This window comes from Goodfellowiella coeruleoviolacea (assembly GCF_024171785.1).
Classification (GTDB): Bacteria; Actinomycetota; Actinomycetes; order Mycobacteriales; family Pseudonocardiaceae; genus Goodfellowiella; species Goodfellowiella coeruleoviolacea.
Genome location: NZ_JAMTCK010000002.1, coordinates 133,348 through 153,149 on the forward strand (window position 1 = coordinate 133,348; position 19,802 = coordinate 153,149).

At 72.2% G+C, this 19,802-nt stretch carries 11 protein-coding genes; 5 read left to right on the forward strand and 6 right to left on the reverse strand.

Features of this window, described 5'->3' with window-relative positions; genetic code table 11:
- The first annotated feature begins 6 nt into the window (after positions 1 to 6).
- The 5 genes from LX83_RS04155 (at position 7) to LX83_RS04175 (ending at position 9,125) form a co-directional block, all read left to right on the forward strand.
- The gene (locus LX83_RS04155) at positions 7 to 963 is read left to right on the forward strand and encodes a carbohydrate ABC transporter permease (protein ID WP_253767211.1); all 957 of its coding nucleotides are present in this window, start codon (positions 7 to 9) and stop codon (positions 961 to 963) included.
- Positions 964 to 965: 2 nt separating this feature from the next.
- A complete protein-coding gene (locus LX83_RS04160) occupies positions 966 to 1,820 on the forward strand; it encodes a carbohydrate ABC transporter permease (protein WP_253767212.1) in 855 nt (284 codons plus the stop codon).
- 139 nt (positions 1,821 to 1,959) lie between these two features.
- Positions 1,960 to 4,359 carry an alpha-xylosidase gene (yicI, locus tag LX83_RS04165; protein ID WP_253767214.1) on the forward strand — a complete coding sequence of 800 codons (2,400 nt, stop codon included), beginning with the start codon at positions 1,960 to 1,962 and terminating at the stop codon, positions 4,357 to 4,359.
- A gap of 104 nt (positions 4,360 to 4,463) precedes the next feature.
- Positions 4,464 to 7,409, forward strand: a complete 2,946-nt coding sequence (locus LX83_RS04170) for a beta-galactosidase (protein WP_253767216.1) — start codon at positions 4,464 to 4,466, stop codon at positions 7,407 to 7,409.
- A 288-nt stretch (positions 7,410 to 7,697) separates the two neighbouring features.
- Complete coding sequence (locus LX83_RS04175; RefSeq protein WP_253767218.1) at positions 7,698 to 9,125, forward strand: sugar porter family MFS transporter; 1,428 nt, start codon at positions 7,698 to 7,700, stop codon at positions 9,123 to 9,125.
- A gap of 54 nt (positions 9,126 to 9,179) precedes the next feature.
- Here the strand turns inward: LX83_RS04175 and LX83_RS04180 are convergent, their stop codons facing one another.
- The 6 genes from LX83_RS04180 to LX83_RS04205 all read right to left on the reverse strand — a co-directional run bounded on the left by LX83_RS04180 (position 9,180) and on the right by LX83_RS04205 (position 19,652).
- Positions 9,180 to 10,367, reverse strand: a complete 1,188-nt coding sequence (locus LX83_RS04180) for a globin domain-containing protein (RefSeq protein ID WP_253767219.1) — start codon at positions 10,365 to 10,367, stop codon at positions 9,180 to 9,182.
- A 98-nt stretch (positions 10,368 to 10,465) separates the two neighbouring features.
- Positions 10,466 to 10,915, reverse strand: a complete 450-nt coding sequence (locus tag LX83_RS04185) for an RrF2 family transcriptional regulator (RefSeq protein ID WP_253767221.1) — start codon at positions 10,913 to 10,915, stop codon at positions 10,466 to 10,468.
- Positions 10,916 to 11,084: 169 nt separating this feature from the next.
- On the reverse strand, positions 11,085 to 12,566 hold the full coding sequence (locus LX83_RS04190) for a hypothetical protein (protein ID WP_253767223.1): 1,482 nt from the start codon (positions 12,564 to 12,566) through the stop codon (positions 11,085 to 11,087).
- Between the two features lie 130 nt (positions 12,567 to 12,696).
- Entirely contained in the window at positions 12,697 to 14,904 is a 2,208-nt protein-coding gene (locus LX83_RS04195; RefSeq protein ID WP_253767225.1) for a serine/threonine-protein kinase, read from the reverse strand.
- Positions 14,905 to 15,563: 659 nt separating this feature from the next.
- Positions 15,564 to 18,221 carry a polynucleotide kinase-phosphatase gene (locus LX83_RS04200; protein ID WP_253767900.1) on the reverse strand — a complete coding sequence of 886 codons (2,658 nt, stop codon included), beginning with the start codon at positions 18,219 to 18,221 and terminating at the stop codon, positions 15,564 to 15,566.
- 27 nt (positions 18,222 to 18,248) lie between these two features.
- Positions 18,249 to 19,652: a 3' terminal RNA ribose 2'-O-methyltransferase Hen1 gene (locus tag LX83_RS04205; RefSeq protein WP_253767227.1), complete on the reverse strand. Its 1,404-nt coding sequence runs from the start codon at positions 19,650 to 19,652 to the stop codon at positions 18,249 to 18,251.
- Positions 19,653 to 19,802 lie beyond the last annotated feature (150 nt).

Below are 19,802 nucleotides of genomic sequence, written 5' to 3' on the forward strand. Positions count from 1 at the left end.
TCGGTTATGACACCTCCGGTGCTCTCGGCGCGCCCCGGTCGGGCCACCAGGACCACCAGGGCCAGACGCCGGTCCGACGACCGCGCCTCCTACCTGTGGTTCCTGATCCCCGGCGCGGTGTTGCTGCTCGCCGTCATCGTGGTGCCGCTGTTCATGAACGTCGGCATCAGCCTGACCCGGTGGAGCGGGGTGGGTGATCCACAGTGGACGGGGCTGGACAACTACCGCCGGCTGTTCGCGGACGGCACGTTCTGGGCCTCGTTCCGCCACAACGTCAACCTGATCGTGGCCATGGCCCTGCTGCCCACCCTGGCCGGGCTGGTGATCGCGGCGGCGCTGTACGACTTCGTCGGCAAGCGGTTCGGGCCGCGCGCGGCGAGTGTGCTGCGCGCCTGCATCTACCTGCCGCAGGTGCTGCCGATCGCGGTGGCCGGCATCGTGTGGGGCTGGATCCTGGCCCCGGACAACGGCGCGCTCAACGAGTTCCTCGACGCCGTCGGTCTCGGCGCGCTCGCCCAGGACTGGCTGGGCGATCCGGACCTGGCGCTGTGGAGCGTGATGGGCGTGCTGGTCTGGGTGCAGGTCGGCTATCCCGTGGTGATCTTCATGGCCGGCCTGCAACGGGTTGACCCGGCCCTGTACGAGGCCGCCGAACTGGACGGCGCCTCCTGGTGGCGGCGGTTCTGGCACATCAGCATTCCGCAGATCCGGGCCGAGGTGTACGTGGTGCTGCTGACCTGCACGATCGCCGCGCTGAAGGTGTTCGGCCCGATCTACGTGCTCACCAGGGGCGGCCCCGGCGGGTCGACGAACGTGCCCTCGTACTTCTCGTTCCAGAACTTCTTCGAGAAGACCCAGGTCGGCTACGGCGCGGCGATCGCCACCGTGCTCATGGTGATCATCCTGGTGCTGACAGCGGTTTTCCTGCGCGCGCAGGACCGAGGCGAATCAACCCGGAGGTGAGCATGTCCCCGGCACCTGCTCGCCGCGCGCGGCGCCGGCTCGGCTGGTCGTCGTACGCGGTGCTGCTCTCCCTGGTCGTGCTGGCCGTGGTGATGCTCATCCCGTTCGTGGTCGTCGCGTTCAACGCGGTGAAGACGCCGGAGGAGTACGCCACCGGTGGGCCGCTCAGCCCGCCCCAGGGGCTGTACCTGGACGGCATCATCGACTTCTGGCAGCGGGTCGACTTCGGCGAGAAGCTGCTCAACAGCGTGGTCATCAGCGCCTCGGTCGCGGTGCTCGCGGTGGTGGTCTCGGTGCTCAACGCCTACGCGCTGGGCATCGGTCGGGTCCGGGGTCGACTGTGGATCCTGGTGGTGTTCCTCATCGCGAACACCCTGCCGCAGGAAGCGCTGGTGTACCCGCTGTACTACCTGTGGACCCAGCTCGGCCTGTACGACACGCAGCTGGGCGTGATCGTCATCTTCACGGTGATCCAGGCGGCCTTCGGCACGTACCTGCTGTCCTCGGTGCTCGGCACCTTCCCGAGGGAACTCCTGGAGGCCGCGCGCATCGACGGCGCGAACAAGTGGCAGGTGCTGCTGCGGGTCGTGGTGCCGGTGAGCCGGCCCACCCTGGCCGTGCTGGTGGTCTTCTTCTTCATCTGGACCTGGAACGAGTTCTTCCTGCCCCTGGTGTTCCTGATCTCCAACGAGACCCAGACGGTGCCGGTGGCACTGGGCGTGTTGCAGGGCCAGCGCCTGATGGACCCCACCATGAGCAGTGCGTCCGCGCTGCTCGGGATCATCCCGGCCATCGCCTTCTTCCTGATCTTCCAGCGGACGCTGACCAGGGGGATCACCGTGGGCGCGGTGAAGTAGGGCACCGCACCGCGCTGCACCGCCCGACCCTGCCTGCACCGCCCCGCCCTGCCTGCCCCGCCCTGCCCTGCACCGGCCGCGCGCCGCCGACCCGTCTCACCGCCTTGCGTCGTCTCACCGTCTGAAAGGCACGGACACGATGAAGTTCAGCGACGGCTACTGGTTGATGCGGCCCGGGGTGCGGGCCGCCTATCCCGCCGAGGTGCACGACCTCACCGTCCAACCCGGATCGCTGGTGGTGCACGCGCCAACGCAGCACATCCGGCACCGGGGCGACCTGCTCAAGGGGCCGGTGGTCACGCTGGGCTTCACCTCGCCGATGCCGGACGTCATCGGGGTTTCGATCACCCACTTCTCCGGGGAGGTGGACCGTGCTCCCCGGTTCGAGCTGACCCCGGAGCCGCTCGGGTCCGCCGACACCCGGGCCACCGCGGCGAAGTCCACCGCGGAAGCGTCCACTCAGGACTCGTCCACCGCGGACTTCTCCGCGCAGGCGTGGCACGACGAGGACACGGCCGTGTTCGCCGCAGGAGCCCTGTCCGCGCGGGTCAACCGCGCCGGCCCGTGGCGGGTCGACTTCGTGGCGGACGGGCGCACCCTGACCTCCAGCCGCACCAAGGGCATGGGCTTCATGACCACCGCCGACGGCCAGCACCACGTGCGCGAGCAGCTGAGCCTCGGCGTCGGGGACGTGGTGTACGGGCTCGGCGAACGCTTCGGCCCGCTGGTGAAGAACGGCCAGGTCGTCGACATCTGGAACGCCGACGGCGGCACCAGCAGCGAGCAGGCCTACAAGAACGTGCCGTTCTACCTGACCAACGCCGGCTACGGGGTGTTCGTCAACCACCCGGGGCGGGTGTCCTTCGAGGTGGCCTCCGAGGTGGTCTCCCGGGTCGGCTTCAGCGTGGCGGGCCAGTCGCTGGAGTACTTCGTCATCTACGGGCCCACGCCCAAGGACATCCTGCGCAAGTACACCGCGCTCACCGGCCGGCCGGCGCTGCCGCCCGCGTGGTCGTTCGGCCTGTGGCTGTCCACCTCGTTCACCACCTCCTACGACGAGAAGACGGTCTCGGAGTTCATCGACGGCATGGCCGAGCGCGACCTGCCGCTGAGCGTGTTCCACTTCGACTGCTTCTGGATGCGCGAGTACAACTGGTGCGACTTCGAGTGGGACCCGAGGACCTTCCCGGACCCGGTCGGCATGCTCGACCGGCTCAAGGCGCGCGGGCTGCGGGTGTCGGTGTGGATCAACCCCTACATCGGGCAGCGGTCCCCGTTGTTCGCCGAGGGCAAGGCCGGCGGCTACCTGCTCAGGCGGCCCAACGGCGACGTGTGGCAGTGGGATCTGTGGCAGCCGGGCATGGCACTGGTGGACTTCACCAATCCCGCGGCCCGCGAGTGGTACGCGGGCAAACTGGAGGCCCTGCTCGACCAGGGGGTGGACTGCTTCAAGACCGACTTCGGTGAGCGGGTACCCACCGACGTGGTCTACCACGACGGCTCCGACCCGGAGCGGATGCACAACTACTACACCTACCTCTACAACAAGACCGTGTTCGACCTGCTGCTGCGGCGGCGCGGCGCGGGTGAGGCGGTGGTGTTCGCCCGCTCGGCCACCGTGGGCGGCCAGCGGTTCCCGGTGCACTGGGGCGGCGACTGCGAGTCCACCTACGAGTCCATGGCCGAGAGCCTGCGGGGTGGCCTGTCGCTGGGCATGGGCGGGTTCGGCTACTGGAGCCACGACATCGGCGGCTTCGAGGGCGCACCAGAGCCGGGGCTGTTCAAGCGCTGGATCGCCTTTGGCCTGCTGTCCTCGCACAGCCGGCTGCACGGCAGTTCCTCCTACCGGGTGCCCTGGCTGTTCGACGACGAGTCCGTCGCCGTGCTGCGGGCCTTCGCCAAGCTCAAGGCCAGGCTGATGCCCTACCTGTTCGAGGCGGCCAGGCAGGCGCACACCGAGGGCATCCCGGTGATGCGGGCGATGGCGCTGGAGTTCCCGCACGACCCGGCCTGCGCCTACCTGGAGCGGCAGTACCTGCTCGGGGACAGCCTGCTGGTCGCGCCGGTGTTCAGCGACGAGGGGACGGTGTCGTACTACGTGCCCGAGGGGCGCTGGACGCACTTCCAGACCGGCGAGCAGGTGAGCGGCCCGCGGTGGGTGACGCAGCACTGCGACTTCCTGACCGTGCCGCTGCTGGTGCGGCCGGGCGCGGTCATCCCGGTCGGTGCCGTGGCCGACCGGCCCGACTACGACTACGCCGAGGGCGTCACCCTGCACGTGCACGAACTCGCCGACGGCGCCAGCGCGACCACGGTGATCCCCACCCTGGACGGCCGGGCCGGCGCGACGTTCGTGACGTCCCGGCAGGGGGACGTGATCCAGGTCGAGGCGGTCGCCAACGCACCCCGCGAGTGGGCGGTGGTGCTGGTCAACACCGCGTCGGCCGCCTCGGTCGAGGGCGGCACGCACACCCGGGGCGAGCGCGGCCTGGCGATCCAGGCCGAGGGCAGCGCGGTGCGCGTGGTGCTGGCGAGCTGATCCACCGGGCAACGACGCAAGGCTCACCGCTGGAGGTCCGCTTCATGACAGGCACCAGACCAGGTTCCACGCCGGCGACACCCCGAACCCGAATCCGCGCGCGAGTGCCGTGGCTGCTCGCGGTGCTGCTCGCCCTCGTCGCCACGAGCACGGCCGCGCCGGTGGCCGCGACCGCCGCGCCCACCGCCACCGGCACCACCGCCACCGGCACCACCGGCGCCGCGCGGCACCAGATCGGCTACGACCGCTACTCGCTGACCGTCGACGGCCAGCGGGTGCTGTTGTGGGCCGGGGAGTTCCACTACTTCCGGCTGCCCAGCCCGGACCTGTGGCGCGATGCCCTGGAGAAGATCAAGGCCGCCGGGTTCAACGGCGTCTCGCTGTACTTCCACTGGGGGTACCACTCGCCCAAGCCGGGTGTGTACGACTTCACCGGGGTGCGCGACATCGACCGGCTGCTGCGCATGGCCGAGGAGGTCGGCCTGTACGTGGTGGCGCGGCCAGGGCCCTACATCAACGCGGAGACCAGTGGCGGCGGCTTTCCCGCCTGGCTCAAGCAGGTTCCCGACCGGGCCCGGTCCAGCGACCCCGGCTACACCGCCGCCTACCGGGAGTGGCTGAACCAGGTCGACCCGATCCTGGCGCGCCACCAGCTCACCCGGGGCGGCTCGATCATCGCCTACAACGTGGAGAACGAGTACGGGGCCAACACCGACCCCGTCTACATGGAACAGTTGCAGCAGCTGGTGCGGGCGCACGGCATCGACGTGCCGATCGTGCACAACAACTGCTGTGGCGGGAACCAGGCCAACTGGTCCTCCGGCCAGGGCGCGGTGCAGATCCCCGGGGTGGACGACTACCCGCAGTCCTTCGACTGCCCCAACCCGGACACCTGGGGCAGTTGGGGCGAGGGCGTGACCAGGCGGCTGCGCGCGGACGCCCCGGTGTACGCGGCCGAGTACCAGGCCGGCGCGATCGACCTGAACAACGCCGGCTACGACAGGTGCCGCGACCTCACCGGCCCCGACTACATGAAGGTCTTCTACAAGTCGAACATCATCGCCAGCGGCGCGACCATGTACGGCTACTACATGACCTACGGCGGCACCTCCTGGGGCTGGCTGCCGCAGCCCAACGACGTCTACACCTCCTACGACTACGGCGCGGCCATCACCGAGCAGCGCCAGCTCACCCCGAAGTACGACGAGTTCAAGCGCCAGGGCTACTTCGTCACCTCGGTGGCGCCGCTGGCCAAGACCGATCCGGTCACCGCGCCCGTCCCCGCCGCGGCCGGTGTGCACACCGAGGCGCGCGCCAACCCCGACACCCGCACGCAGTTCCTGCTGGTGCGGCACCCCGACCGGGGCGACTCCAGCGATGTGGCGACCACAGTGGACTGGTCCACACCGGACGGTCGGTACACCGTGCCGGTCCGGGTGGCGGGCCGGGACGCCAAGATCCTGGTGGCCGGCTACGACCTGGGCGGGCAGCGGCTGGTCTGGTCGAACTCGGAGATCCTGACGCACGCGCCGATCGGCGGCCGGGACGTGGCCGTGCTCTACGGCCGGGACGGTGAGCAGGGCTCGACCGTGCTGCGCTACGCGGCCCGGCCCTCGGTCACCGTGCTGGCCGGCCAGGTGCGCTCCGGCTTTGACGCGGCAACCGGCGACCTGCGGCTGGACTACACCCACAGCGGGCTGGCCAGGGTGCTGATCTCGGGTGGCGGCCGACCCCCGCTGCTCCTGCTGCTGGGCACCGACCAGACCGCGGCCCGGTTCTGGCGGCTGGACACGCCGAGCGGACCGGTGCTGGTGCGTGGCACGGCACTGGCGCGGTCGGCCCGGGTCAGCGGGGACACCGTGCTGCTGCGCGCCGAGACCGACCAGGCCGGTGAGGTCGAGGTGTTCGCCCCCGCGCCGGCGCGCCGGCTGGTGGTCGGCGGCGACGCGGTCCGGGTGCGCCGAACCGCCAGCGGCACGCTGCTGGGCACGCTGTCCGGCCCGCGCCCGGTGCGGCTGCCCGCGCTCACCGACTGGCGCCACCAGGCGGAGACCCCGGAGGCGGACCCCGGCTTCGACGACTCGGGCTGGACCGCGGCCGACCACACCACCACGGTGAGCCCGATCAAGCCGAAGACCCTGCCCGTGCTGTACAGCGACGACTACGGGTTCCACCACGGCAGCGTCTGGTACCGGGGCAGGTTCACCGCCACCGGTGCCGAGACCGCGGTCTCGCTGAACGCGATCACCGGCAAGCGCGGCGTCTACCTGGTGTGGCTGAACGGTCACTACCTGGGCTCGGCCGCCGGTGGGGTGCAGGCCGACTCCGAGGCGCCGATCAACCCGGACCCTGGCCGGGGCGACTTCGCCATCCCGCCGGGCCTGCTGGCCGAGGGGAGCACGGCCACGCTGGCGGTGCTGGTGGAGAACATGGGCCACAACGACGACTGGACCGCCGAGGACACCCGGTTCAAGCAGCCGCGTGGCCTGTTCGGCGCCACCGTGGCCGGCTCGACCGCGCCCATCGCGTGGAAGATCCAGGGTGCCCGGGGTGGCGAGGACCTGGCCGACCCGGCGCGGGGGCCGCTGAACACCGGCGGCCGGTACGGCGAGCGGGCCGGCTGGCACCTGCCAGGCTTCCCGGACGCCGGCTGGCCGGCGGTGGACGCACCGGAACACACCGCGCTCACCCCCGGCATCTCCTGGTACCGCACCAGCTTCCGGCTGGACCTGCCCCGCGGTCAGGACGTGTCCGTCGGCCTGCGCTTCGCGCCCCCGACGGGTGACAGCCGGGTGCTGATCTTCCTCAACGGCTGGAACCTCGGCCAGTACGGCGCGGGCATCGGCCCGCAGCGGGAGTTCGTGCTGCCCGCCGGCCTGCTGCGGGAGCACGGCGACAACACGCTCGCCCTGGCCGTGCTCGCGCCCGGGGCGAACAGCGCCGGGCCCGGCCCGGTCAGCCTGGTCGCCTTCGGCAACCACACCGGTGGCGTCCCGGTCCGCGACGTCCCGGCGCCCGGCTACCACCGCGACCTCGCCCAGGGCGCCTGACCAGCGCGGTCCTCGCGCTGTGGAACCCGTCACCGCCTGTGCCGCAACGGGCGGTGACGGGCACGGCGTGCGACCTACCCTGGGCTGGGCCCACCCGGCCGCGACCCCCGCGGCGGGGTGAGGCAGGTCAAATGTCTTCCTTGTCACATACTTTGTGACCATGAATCTGTGCGCCAGATTTTTTGCAATGACAAGCATCTGGACGTAGCTTCGTCCGGTAGACAACGCGCCACCGTCGGACTGTCACGACCGCTCGAAGGGCGCGTGATGTCCGAAACGGAGCACCAGATGAGCACCACTCCCACGCTGAGCGGCCAGCGCCGCCCGGCACCGGCGGCGCCGGAACACCTCGCGCACGTCGTCTTCATCGCCGCGGTCGGCGCCCTCGGCGGCTTTCTGTTCGGCTACGACAGCGCCGTGATCAACGGGGCGGTCAGCGGCATCCAGGACCACTTCGCGGTGGGCGCCGGCGAGACCGCGCTGGTCGTCGCCGCCGCGCTGCTCGGCTCCGCGGTGGGCGCGGCCCTGGCCGGCAGGTTGGCCGACCGGCTGGGCCGGCTGCGGGTGATGCAGATCGCCGCCGCGCTCTTCGCGATCAGCGCGATCGGGTCGATGCTGCCCTTCTCCCTGTGGGAGCTGGCCGCCTGGCGCGTGGTGGGCGGCGTGGCCATCGGCATCGCCTCGGTGATCGCGCCCACCTACATCGCCGAGGTGGCCCCGCCCGTCTACCGGGGGCGGCTGGCCTCGTTCCAGCAACTCGCGATCGTGCTGGGCATCGCGGTGTCGCAACTGGTCAACTACGCCATCGCCGAGGCGGCCGGCGGCCAGACCGGCAACCGGCTGGGCGGGCTGGCGGCCTGGCAGTGGATGCTGGGCGTGGCCGTGGTGCCGGCCGTGGTGTACTTCGTGCTCGCCGCGCTGATCCCCGAGTCGCCCCGGTTCCTGGTGGCCGTGGGCCGGCTGGCCCAGGCGCGCCGGGTGCTGCGCGACGTCGAGGGCGAGCGGATCGACCTGGACGCCAGGGTCGCCGAGATCCAGGCGGCCATCGCCACCGACCACCGGCCGAGGCTGAGCGACCTGCGCGGCCGGTTCGGCCTGCTGCCGATCGTGTGGGTCGGCATCGGCCTGTCCGTCTTCCAGCAGCTGGTCGGCATCAACGTGATCTTCTACTACTCGTCGACGCTGTGGCAGTCGGTGGGCATCGACCAGTCCAGCTCGCTGCTGATCAGCCTGTCCACCTCGGTGATCAACATCATCGGCACGGTCATCGCCATGGCACTGGTGGACCGGGTCGGCCGCAAGCCGCTGGCGCTGGTCGGCTCGGTGGGCATGGCCGTGGCGCTGGGCACGGCGGCGTGGGCGTTCAGCTACGCCTCGGGCAGCGGCGACAACGTCACCATCCCGGCCGCGCAGGGCCTGGTCGCGCTGCTCGCCGCCCACGTCTTCGTGCTGTTCTTCGCCCTGTCCTGGGGCGTGGTCGTGTGGGTCATGCTGGGTGAGATGTTCCCCGGCAGGGTGCGTGCCGCGGCCATGTCCGTGGCCACCGCGGCCCAGTGGATCGCCAACTGGCTGATCACCGTGACCTTCCCCAGCCTGGCCGAGTGGAACCTGTCCGCCACCTACCTCGGCTACACCGCCTTCGCCGTGCTCTCGATCGGCTTCGTCGCGAAGTTCATCCGCGAGACCAAGGGCAAGAAGCTGGAGGAGATGGGCTGACCATGCGCCGCCGGCCAGCGGGCTGACCGCTGGCCGGCAGGGGACGGGCCGCGGTCACCGCCGCGCCAGCCACAGGTCCGAACCGAAGACCTCGTAGTGGATGTCGGCCGTGGGCACGCCCAGGTCGCGCAGCTGGGCGTGGACCGCGCGCATGAACGGCAGCGGCCCGCACAGGTAGGCGGTCACGCCGTCCGGGACGGCCACGGTGCCCAGGTCCACCAGGCCGGTGCGCTCCGCCGGCCACGGCCCGGTCGGCTCCTCGTACCACACGTGCGCGCTCGCGTTCGGCAGCTTGGCGATGAGCTGGTCGAAGTCCGCGCGCAGCGGGTGGGTGCGCTCGCTGCGGTCGGCGTGCACGGCGATGACCTGCCGTGGCGAGTCGGTCGCGGCCAGGTGGCCGAGCATGCTGATCATCGGGGTGCAGCCGATGCCGGCCGACACCAGCAGCACCGGGTTGTCGCCCTCGTCGAGCACGACGTCGCCGAAGGGCGCGCTGATCCGCAGCAGGTCGCCGGTGACCACGTGGTCGTGCAGGTGGTTGGAGACCTCGCCGGCCGGCTCGCCCAGCGCCCGCTTCACCGCGAACCGCACGGTCTCGCCCTGCGCGGTGGTCAGGCTGTACTGGCGGATCTGCCGCGCGCCGTCGGCCAGGTGGACCTGCACCGAGACGTACTGGCCGGGCTGGGCCACGGGCACCGGCCGGCCGTCGGTGGGCTGGGCGACAAAGGTGACCACGTCGTCGGTTTCGGCGTAACGGTCGACGACCCGGTACTCACGCCACGAGTCGCCGTCGGGCGCGCCGGCCTCGGCGTAGAGCCGGCTCTCCACGGCGATGAGGGCCTCCGCCATCGCCCAGTACACCTCGGTCCAGGCGGCGGCCACCTCCTCGGTGACCGCGTCGCCGAGCACCTCGGCGATGGCCGCGAACAGGTGGTTGTGGACCAGCGGGTACTGGTCCCGGGTGATGCCCAGCGACGCGTGCTTGTGCGCGATGCGGCTGAGCAGCGCGTCCGGCGTGGTCGCCGGCTGTGCGACCAGGGCCGAGGCGAACGCGGCGATGGAGCCGGCCAGCGCCTGCCGCTGGGTGCCGTTGGCCTGGTTGCCCCGGTTGAACAGGTTCCGCAGCAGGTCGGGGTGGGCGGTGAAGAGCCTGGTGTAGAAGACCGAGGAGATCTCGTCGAGGTTCGCCGCCACCGCGGGAAGGGTGGCGCGGACCGTGGCGCTGGTTCTCTCGGACAACATTGAATCCTCCAAAAGTGGTATCCAAGATTCGTGTTTTTGGGCGTGTTCGACCGCCCGACGTGCTGCACGTCGGTTGCGGTGGCGTCAGTGGTTGGTGGTTATCGGGGTTGTCGGGGGAGTGGCGGCAGACCGAGCAACACCGGGCCGGTGGGGCTGCCCACCAGGTCCTCGACGGTGATCGGGTCAAGGGCGGAGTAGAAGGCGGCCTGGGCCGTGCGCAGGGCCGAGCGGAGCCGGCAGGCGCCGCGCAGCGGGCACGGGGGGTCGTCCTCGCAGCCGACCACGTCGCCGACGCCCTCCAGCTCGCGCACGAGCCAGCCCAGCGAGCTGGTCCGTCCGGCGGGTGTGAGCACCAGACCACCGCCCCGACCGCGCCTGGCCTCGATCACACCGAGGTGTTGCAGCCGGGTGACGATCTTGGCGGCGTGGCTGTAGGGAACGGCGATGGCGTCGGCCACCTCGCGGGTGGTCGGCGCACTGTCCTCGCCCAGCACCGCCAACCGCATGGCGATGCGGAGCGCCAGGTCCGTGCCCTTGGTGAGCCGCACGAGCCAAGCGTAGAAAACACGAATTCCCGATACCACTTTGGGGCCGCGGTTGTCGGCAAGGTCTCAACGGCCGAGGACCGCCGCCGGTCGTCCCGGTCAGCGGTCCTCGGTGTCCGTGGTGATCAGCTCAGCGGCGGCCAGCTCGGCGACGCCCAGCTCAGGGGAAGGCTCAGCGGTACTCGACCAGCCGGGGGCGGACGCCGATCAGCACCAGCACGGCGACGACCACCACCCCGGAGGTGGGGATCAGGTCCGTCCAGCCGTTCAGCCCGGTCTCACCGGCGCGGATGGCGCTGTCGAACGCGGCCTGCCTGGCGTTGATCACCGCCAGCAGGGCGGCGTCGTACTGGCCGAAGTCGTAGGTGGCCTGGCCCGAGGACGTGCCCAGCTTGAGCGCGATCGCCTTGTGCCGGTCACCCCGGGTGGCCAGGTTCCGCAGCTCGTCGTGGTCCTGCTGGTACGCCTGGTAGGCGGTGAGGACCTGGCGCACCGCGTCCCGCTCACCCCGCGCGCCGATCTCCTTGAGCGTGTCGCCGAGGTAGCCGCCGAAGCCCAGCTCGCCCGTGTTGTCCTGGTAGTCCTTGACCGCCTGGGCCACCAGGTCGCTGTAGCGCGACTCGTCGGCGTCCGGGAAGTTGGCCACCGACTGGGCCCGCTCGTAGAACGCGGTCACGTACGCGTTGGCGTTGGCTGGGTCCACCAGGTAGCGGCTCTGGTTGGTGTTGGCGTCGTGGCTGATCGCCCGGGCCTCGGACAGCGCGATGATCGCGTCGAACTCCCGCTCGGCCGTGGTGCTCTGCTCGGCCTCGGCGGACAGCATCACCCAGCCGCCCACCAGCGTGGCGCCGGCGACCAGGGTGGCCACGGCGAGCGCGGGGTTGAGCAGCCGCCGGAACCGCACCCGCAGGTAGACCTGAAGGCCGACCAGCACGACGAGCAGTGCTCCGCCAAGGATCGCCACCCACATCCGGGCGCTGAGCAGCGCGGCGTGGTGGGCGGCGTGCGCGCGTTTGAGGTCCTCGTGCTCGGCCGTGGTCAGGTTGTGCACGGTCACCAGGATCTCGTTCATCAGGGCGGTGGCCGGCTGGTAGAGGTCGAGCACGGTCTTGGACGGCTCGCCGGCCGGGTTGCCCTCGGTCGAGTTGAGCAGCGCCGCGGCCGACGCGGACGCCTGGTACCGGCCCAGCTGGTCCAAAATGGACCGAACCGCCTCCAGTGCGGACGGGTCGGAACCGCTCACCCCGGCGATCAGCTGCAGATCGCTGTTGACCTGCTGGCGCCGCTGGTCGTAGAGATCGCGCGCCTGCTGGTAGTTGCTGGCGAACTCCGGGCTGTTGCCGGCCAACAGCAGGTTGGCCAGCTGGGTGTCCATGTCGCTGAGGGCGAAGGCCAGATCGGCACTCGTGGCCACGCGCGGCGCGGCCACGTGGCCGATGTCGGTCACGTTCTGGCGCCCGCTCGCGGCACTGTTGCTGAGCAGGAAGCTCAGCACGGCCGTCAGCAGCACGGCCAGCGCGGCCATGATGCGGATCCGCCCGGGCGTCGTCCACTGCCGCCGGAGCACCTCGCCGGATAAGAGCCGGCGGACCAACGGCGGTCGGCGTTGCTGGAGCGGTGATTTCCCGGCGGCCGACTCGGTCGGCGTGGTCATCGGTGAGGTCACCGGTGTCCCACCGCCGGTGTGCTCACCCGATCGCGTCGTCCCTGCCTGGCCCGTGTCACGGCCGCACACTCTAACGGAGTGGCCGCCACCGGATCAGGCGATCGCTGCGGGCCCATGCCTACACCCAGGTGAGTGGGCGAACCGCGTTCGCGCGGTCGACCAGCGCGGTCCGGCGGTCCGGGTCCTCGGCCAGTCGGGCCAGGGTCCGGTACGCGCGCTCCAGACCACCGCACAGGTCGCGGTCGGTCAGCGCGCAGCCGAGCACGTCCTTGCGCGGCCCGGACCGGGACGCCCCGGGCCGGCCGGCCAGCACCCAGGCGCGGGCGGCGTTGAGCACCTCGATCGCCAGCCGGGTCCGCCGTTCCGCCTCCAGGGTCAGCGACTCCAGTCGGTCGGCCGCCTTGACCAGGTCGTCCTCGGTGAGTTCGGCCGGGTCGCGGTCCCGGGTCAGCGCCCGGATCGCGGCCAGCTGCGCGGGCAGGTACTGGCTGGAACTGTCCGGCACCGACTCCAGCACGGCCACGGCACCGGCTCGGTCGCCCTGGGACAGCCGCACCCTGGCCAGCCCGAACGCGGCGCTCACCGCGGACCGGTCGGTGCGCCACACCAGGTCGTAGTACCGGGTCGCGGCGGGCCGGTTGCCCAGGTGCTCCTCGGTGACGGCCAGCGCGAGCTTGGGCGCGGCCTCGCCGGGCAGCAGGCTGTAGACGGTGTCGAAGGACGTCCTGGCGTGCCTCGGCTGGTTGCGGGCCAGCGCGACCAGCCCCCAGTACCAGTGCACCCGCCAGTCCGGCGGCTCGGTCCTGGCGAGTTCGTTGAGGTCGTTGATGGCGCCCTGCAGGTCGTTCAGCTCGATGCGGGTGCGGGCCAGCCGCAGCCGCACCTCCACGGTGCGCGTGGGGATCGCCGACAGCATGCCGATCAAATCGGCCGGGTCGGTGCTGGCGGCGGTGGCCAGGAACCCGGCGGCCGGGTCGGCGGGATCCACCTGGGGCACGGCCATCCCGGCCACCACCTCGGCCGGCGCGGGCGCGGCCGGCCAGGTGTCGGTGTCCGTGCCGAAGGCGTGCCGCTCCGGACTGAACAAAGTGGACACACCGGGCCGCGGCTGGCCGTCCTCCACGGCCAGCACCTCGCGCAGCACCCCGGTCAGCTGGTCGACCATCTCCTGGGCGGACCGGAACCGCTTGGCCGGCTGCGGGTCGGTGGCCCGCAGCAGCAGCCGGTAGTAGGAGTCGTGCCTGGCCAGCAGGGGCACCTGGGTCGGGTTGGGCAGCTGCGTCTTGTAGGCCTTGCTGTAGTCGAAGTCGAAGGTCAGCACCGCCAGCGACCGGGCGATCGTGTACAGGTCGGAGGTGACCGAGGGCCCGGTGGTGACGACCTCGGGCGCGCAGTAGCCGTCGGTCTTGTAGGTCGCGCTCTCCCAGTCGTTGATCCGGTGCACCGCGCCCAGGTCGATGAGCTTGACCTGCTCCTCGCTCTGGATCACGTTGTCCGGCTTGAAGTCGCAGTACAGCAGGCCGAGTCCGTGGAGGTAGCCCATGGCGGGCAGCACCTCCAACGCGTAGGCGATGGCCTGGGCGACCGGCAGCGGCTGCGGTCTGCCGTCCGGGCCGGGGCGGGAGCGCAGCTCCTTGAGCGTCTGCCCGCCGACGTACTCCATCACGATGTAGCCGACCATCGTGCCGTCGCGCGGGTCGGGGTGCTGCACGAAGTTGTAGATCTTGACGATGTTGGGGTGCTCGACCTCGGCGAGGAAGCGCCGCTCGGACACGGCGGCCTCCATGGCCGCGGTGTCACCGGAGTCGAGCAGTCCTTTGAGGACAACCCAGCGGTCGTTCACGTTGCGGTCCCTGGCCAGGTAGATCCAGCCGAGACCGCCGTAGGCCAGGCAGCCGAGCACCTCGTACTGGCCGCCGACCAGCTCGCCGGGCGAGAGCTTGGGCGTGAACGAGAACGGCGTGCCGCACCGCTCGCAGACGCCTTCGGTCCGGCCGGGCTGGCCGTCGGTGCCTCGGCCGACCGGACTGCCGCACTGGCTGCAGAACCGCCTGCGCTCCGCGACCTCCGGGTTGGCCATGATCGCCTCGGCCGGATCGCGGTAGGGCACCGGCGGCACGTCGACCAGACCGGCGCCGAGCTGACCGCGCCGGGTCGAGCGGTTGGACCGGCTGGGGGTGCTGCGGGAACTGGCGCCCGACGCCGGACCGGAGGCCGGGCCGGTCCAGGGCGCCGGACCGGTGTGCGGCCGGGCGCTGCTGCCGCTGACCGGACTGGATGGCGGCGCCGGCCGGGAGAACCCGGACACCGGGGTTGGTGGGCCCATCGGCCCTGGCCGTCCGGTCGCCGGCAGCGGCCGCGGCCCGCCAGGTGCCGGCTGGCCGGGATAGGGGCCAGGGCCCACCGGCGGCGGGCCAACCGGCCCACTCGGACCAACCGGTCCGGCGGGTCCGGGCGGGCCAGGGCGAAAACCACCGGGGCCGGGCCGGGGCGCGGCACCCGTCGGCCGCGGCCCCATCGGGCCCTGGCCCACGCCCTGGCCCCGGTTCGGCCCCGGCCCCGGGGCCATGCCCGGTGCTGGGCCCGGCCCTGGGCCCGCCGCCGGTGCGGGGCCGGGAACCGGTCCGGGTCGGCGGCCGGGTGGCGGTCCGGGGCGCGATGCCGGCGCGCCGCACGCGGTGCAGCGGCCGTGCTCGACGCTGCCGGTGCAGCCGGGCTGCGTGCATGCGGTCATCGGGCTGGCTCCCTGTCTGCGTCGAGCACCGCGGCCGAAATACGTCCGCGACTCGGCGAACCCATTTGCGCACACGGGATTGTGGTCGCCACATTATGGCAGAGCGATCGCCCGCCCGGTGGGCTCGGGCGGGAAACTCCCAGCTGGCGACCACTTGTGCCGAAATCAATTCGGTTGGCGCATTCGCCGGGAAAAGACGCGCACCGAATTTCCCGTGCTGGCCGGCGTTTTCCGGTCCGCGCCGGGCCCGCTCACAGCCGGGGGTCGACCGGCTCGGATTCCAGCGCCAGCACCGCGAACACGCATTCGTGCACCCGCCACAGCGGTTCACCCCTGGCCGCCCGCGCCAGGCCCTCCAGACCCAGCGCGTACTCGCGCAGCGCGAGCGAGCGCTTGCCGCCCAGACTCCGCTGCCGCAGCCGGCTCAGGTGCTCCGGCGCGGTGTAGTCGGGGCCGTAGACGATCCGCAGGTACTCCCGGCCACGCACCTTCACGCCCGGCTGGACCAGACCGCGGCCGCCCCTGGTCAGGTTGGCCTCGGGTTTGACCACCACGCCCTCGCCGCCGGCCGAGGTCAGCTCCTCCCACCAGCGCACCCCAGCCGCCACCGAGTCCGCGTCGGCGGTGTCCACCGCCAGCGACCGGGTCGGCGCGAACAACTCGGGATCGGCGGCCACCAGCCGCTCGGCCACGGCCAGGTGCCAGGTGTGCGGCCGGTGGTGGTGCGTGCTGCCCTGGCTGGCCAGCACCTGGAACGGCGCGATCCGCACCCCGTCCAGCCCGCGCGTCGGCCAGCAGTAGCGGCGGTAGGCGGCGCGGAACGCCTCGGCGTCGGCCGCGCGCCGGGTCACCCGGTCCAGCAGGTCGGCCACGGGCACACCCCGCGCCAGCGCCGCGGCCAACTCCCGCTCCGCCACGGGCAGCACGGCGGCCGCGGCGGCACCGACCCTGGCGTACTGGTCGCGGATGAGCTGGCCGGCCTTGGCGCTCCACGGCATCAGCTCCGCGTCCACCAGCAGCCAGCTCGTGCCCAGCTCGTCCCACAGCCCGGCCGAGGTGACCGCCTCGCCGACCCGGGTCAGCAGCCGCTCGGTCAGTTCCGGCTCGAAGAACGCCCGGCCGGTGCGGGTGTGCACCGCCCCGTGGCCCTCGACGCCGAACCGGGCGAGCGCGGCCGAGGAATCCCGGCACACCAGCACGACCGCGCGCGAGCCCATGTGCTTCTCCTGGCAGACCACCCGCCGCACCCCGGCGGCCTGGTAGTCGCCGAACGCCTCCGCCGGGTGCTCCAGCAGCCCGGCCAGCGCCGAGGTGGCCGTGGGGGCCATGGTCGGCGGCAGGTACAGCAGCCAGCGGGGGTCGATGGCGAACCGGCTCATCACCTCCAGCGCGGCGGCGGCCTGGTCGGCGCGCACCGTGATCCGGCCGTGGTGCTCGGTCAGCACCGTGCGCCGCCCGGCGACGTCGGCGAGCATCAGCAGGTCCGGCTCGCCGCGCGGAGTGCGGTCGGCGCCGTCCGGTTCCCCACCGTCCGTCTCCGCACCGTCCGGTTCCGCACCGTCCGGTTCCGCACCGTCCGTCTCCGCGGCTGTCGGATCTGGGCTGTTCGGTGCCGGGTGCGCGGCCGGGGCCGGTGCCGCAGCGGGCCCGGTGGGCAACAGCGGCCGGACCGGCTCGTACCAGGTCCGCCGCGCCGGCACGGACACCACCTCGCGCTCGGGATAGCGCAGTGCGGTGAGCTTGCCACCGAACACGCACCCGGTGTCCAGGCACAGGGTGTTGTTGACCCACTCCACTTCCGGGGTCGGGGTGTGTCCATACAGGACGGTCGCCGACCCCCGGTACTCGGTGGCCCACGGGTAGCGCACCGGCAGCCCGTACTCGTCGGTCTCGCCGGTGGTGTCGCCGAACAGGGCGAAGGCGCGGACCCGGCCGGAGGCCCGGCCGTGGTACCGCTCGGGCAGCCCGGCGTGCGCGACCACCAGCCGGCCGCCGTCCAGCACGTAGTGCGACACCAGCTGGTCGCAGAACTCCTCAACCCGCGCGCGGAACTCCGGCGGCTCACCGGCGAGCTGGCCGAGCGACTCGGCCAGGCCGTGGCCGGTCGACACGTCGCGCCCACGCAGCGCCTTGACCAGTTTCTGCTCGTGGTTGCCGCACACCACCAGCGCGTGGCCGCGCTCGACCATGCCCATGGCCAGCCGCAGCACGCCGGGCGTGTCCGGGCCGCGGTCCACCAGGTCGCCGACGAACACGACCGTGCGGCCAAGCGGGTGGTGCGCGTCCACCGCCCGGCCCCGCTCGTCCCGTTCCACGACGTAGCCCAGCGCGGCCAGCAGGTCCACCAGTTCGGCCAGGCAGCCGTGCACGTCCCCGATCACGTCGAACGGTCCGGTCTGCGCCCGCCGGTCGTTGAGCAGCGGCTCGACCACGATGCTGGCGGCGTCCACCTCGTCCTGCCCGCGCAGCACGTGCACCCGGCGGAAGCCCTCCTTGCTCAGCGACTTCAGCGCGCGGCGCAGGTCAGCCCGCTGCCTGCGGATGACGTGCGCGCCGAAGTCGCGGTCGGGGCGGGCCGCGGTGCGCGCCAGGCAGACCGACTCGGGCAGGTCCAGCACGATGGCCACCGGGAGCACGTGGTGCTGCCTGGCCAGGCGCACCAGGGCGGCGCGGGGTTCGCGCTGCACGTTGGTCGCGTCCACCACGGTGATCCGCCCGGCGGCCAGGCGTTTGCCGGCCACGTGGTGCAGCGCGTCGAACGCTTCGGCCGAGGCGGACTGGTCGTTGACGTCGTCGGCGACCAGCCCCCGGAAGAAGTCGCTGGACAGCACCTGGGTGGGGGCGAAGTGCCTGCCGGCGAAGGTGGACTTGCCGGAGCCGGACACCCCGACCAGCACGACCAGTGACATGTCCGGAATGGACAGTTCGGCCACGGTTCAGCCGTCCTTCCTGGTGAACACGGCCAGTTGGGTGGGTGCGCCGACCTCCGGGTCGGGCTGGCCGACGGGCAGGTGCCGCACGCGGTAGCCGCGACGCTCGGCCACCGCCCCGGCCCACGCGCGGAACTGCTCGCGGGTCCACTCGAAACGGTGGTCCGGGTGGCGCAACCGGTTCGGCCCCAGCGCGGGGAACCGGACGTTGTACTCGGCGTTGGGCGTGGTCACCACGACGGTGCCGGGCCGGGCGCCGTGGAACACCGCGCGTTCCAGCGCGGGCAGCCGGCCGGGGTCGACGTGCTCGACCACCTCCATCAGCACGGCCGCGTCGTAGCCGGCCAGCGCGGGGTCGAGGTAGGTCAGCGCCGACTGCCGCAGGCTGATCCGGGCCCGCTGCCGCTCGGACATCCGGTCCAGCCGCAGCCGGCGCTCGGCCGCCGCCAACGCCCGCGCCGCCACGTCCACCCCGACGATCTCGGTGACCGCGGGCTCGGCGAGCAGGTCGGCCAGCAGCGCGCCACTGCCGCAGCCCAGGTCGAGCACGCGCCGCGCACCCGCCTCGCGCAGCACGGCCAGCACGCGCTGCCGCCGGGCCAGCGCCAGCGCCCCCGGCTGCGCCTGGTCGGTGGCCACCGCGTCGGCCAGGGAGTTGTCCAGCTCGTCGGCGGCCACCTCGTCGGCCTCGGCCAGCCGGGCCAGCGCCGAGGCGACATAGGGTCGGCGGTGCACCAGGTAGCGCGCGGTGATCAGCTCCCGTTCCGGGTGCCCGGCCAGCCAGCCCTCGCCGGCGCGCAGCAGCTTGGCCACCTCGTCCTCGGCCACCCAGTAGTGCTTGGCGTTGTCCAGCACCGGCAGCAGCACGTACAGCTGCTTGAGCGCGTCGGACAGCAGCGCTCGCCCGGACAGCCGCACATCCAGGTAGGGCGCCGCGCCCCACTCGGGGAACACCGGGTCCAGCGGCACCGGGGTGGCGGCCACCCGCCAGCCCAGCGGACCGAACAACCGGGCCACCAGGTCGGGGCCGCCGTGGCAGGGCAGCGCCGGTATCCGGACCCGCAGCGGGATCGGCCGCGCGGCCAGGTCGGGCCGGGCGTCGCAGCGGCCCTTCAACGCGGTGCGGAACACCGCGCCCAGGGCCACCGCGAGCAGCGAGCCCGCCGCGTACGGCCGGTCGTTGACGTACTGGCCCAGTGCGAACGCGCTGTCCCGGCGCCCGCGGACCAGCCCGACCGGGTCGACCTCCAGCAGCAGTGCGGCCGTGCACTCGTCCGCGTCGGCACGTGGGTAGAACACGTGCGCCGTGCCCGACGCCAGGGTGAAGGACTGGGCCCGCTGCGGATGCTTGTGCAGCAGGAAACCCAGATCGGTGGCTGGCGGCTGGTCGGTCGTCAAGGTCAGGAACACGTTCGGCAGTATCGTCCAGACGAGCGGATCACCCCACGGATTTGTTCGCTCACCCGGCAGAGCAGCGGCGCTGCCCGCGACCGCCCGCCCGAGCCCATAACCTGGCCTTGGCCGTGAGTGCTTTCCTGGCAGGGCCCCTCGGCGTGGGCC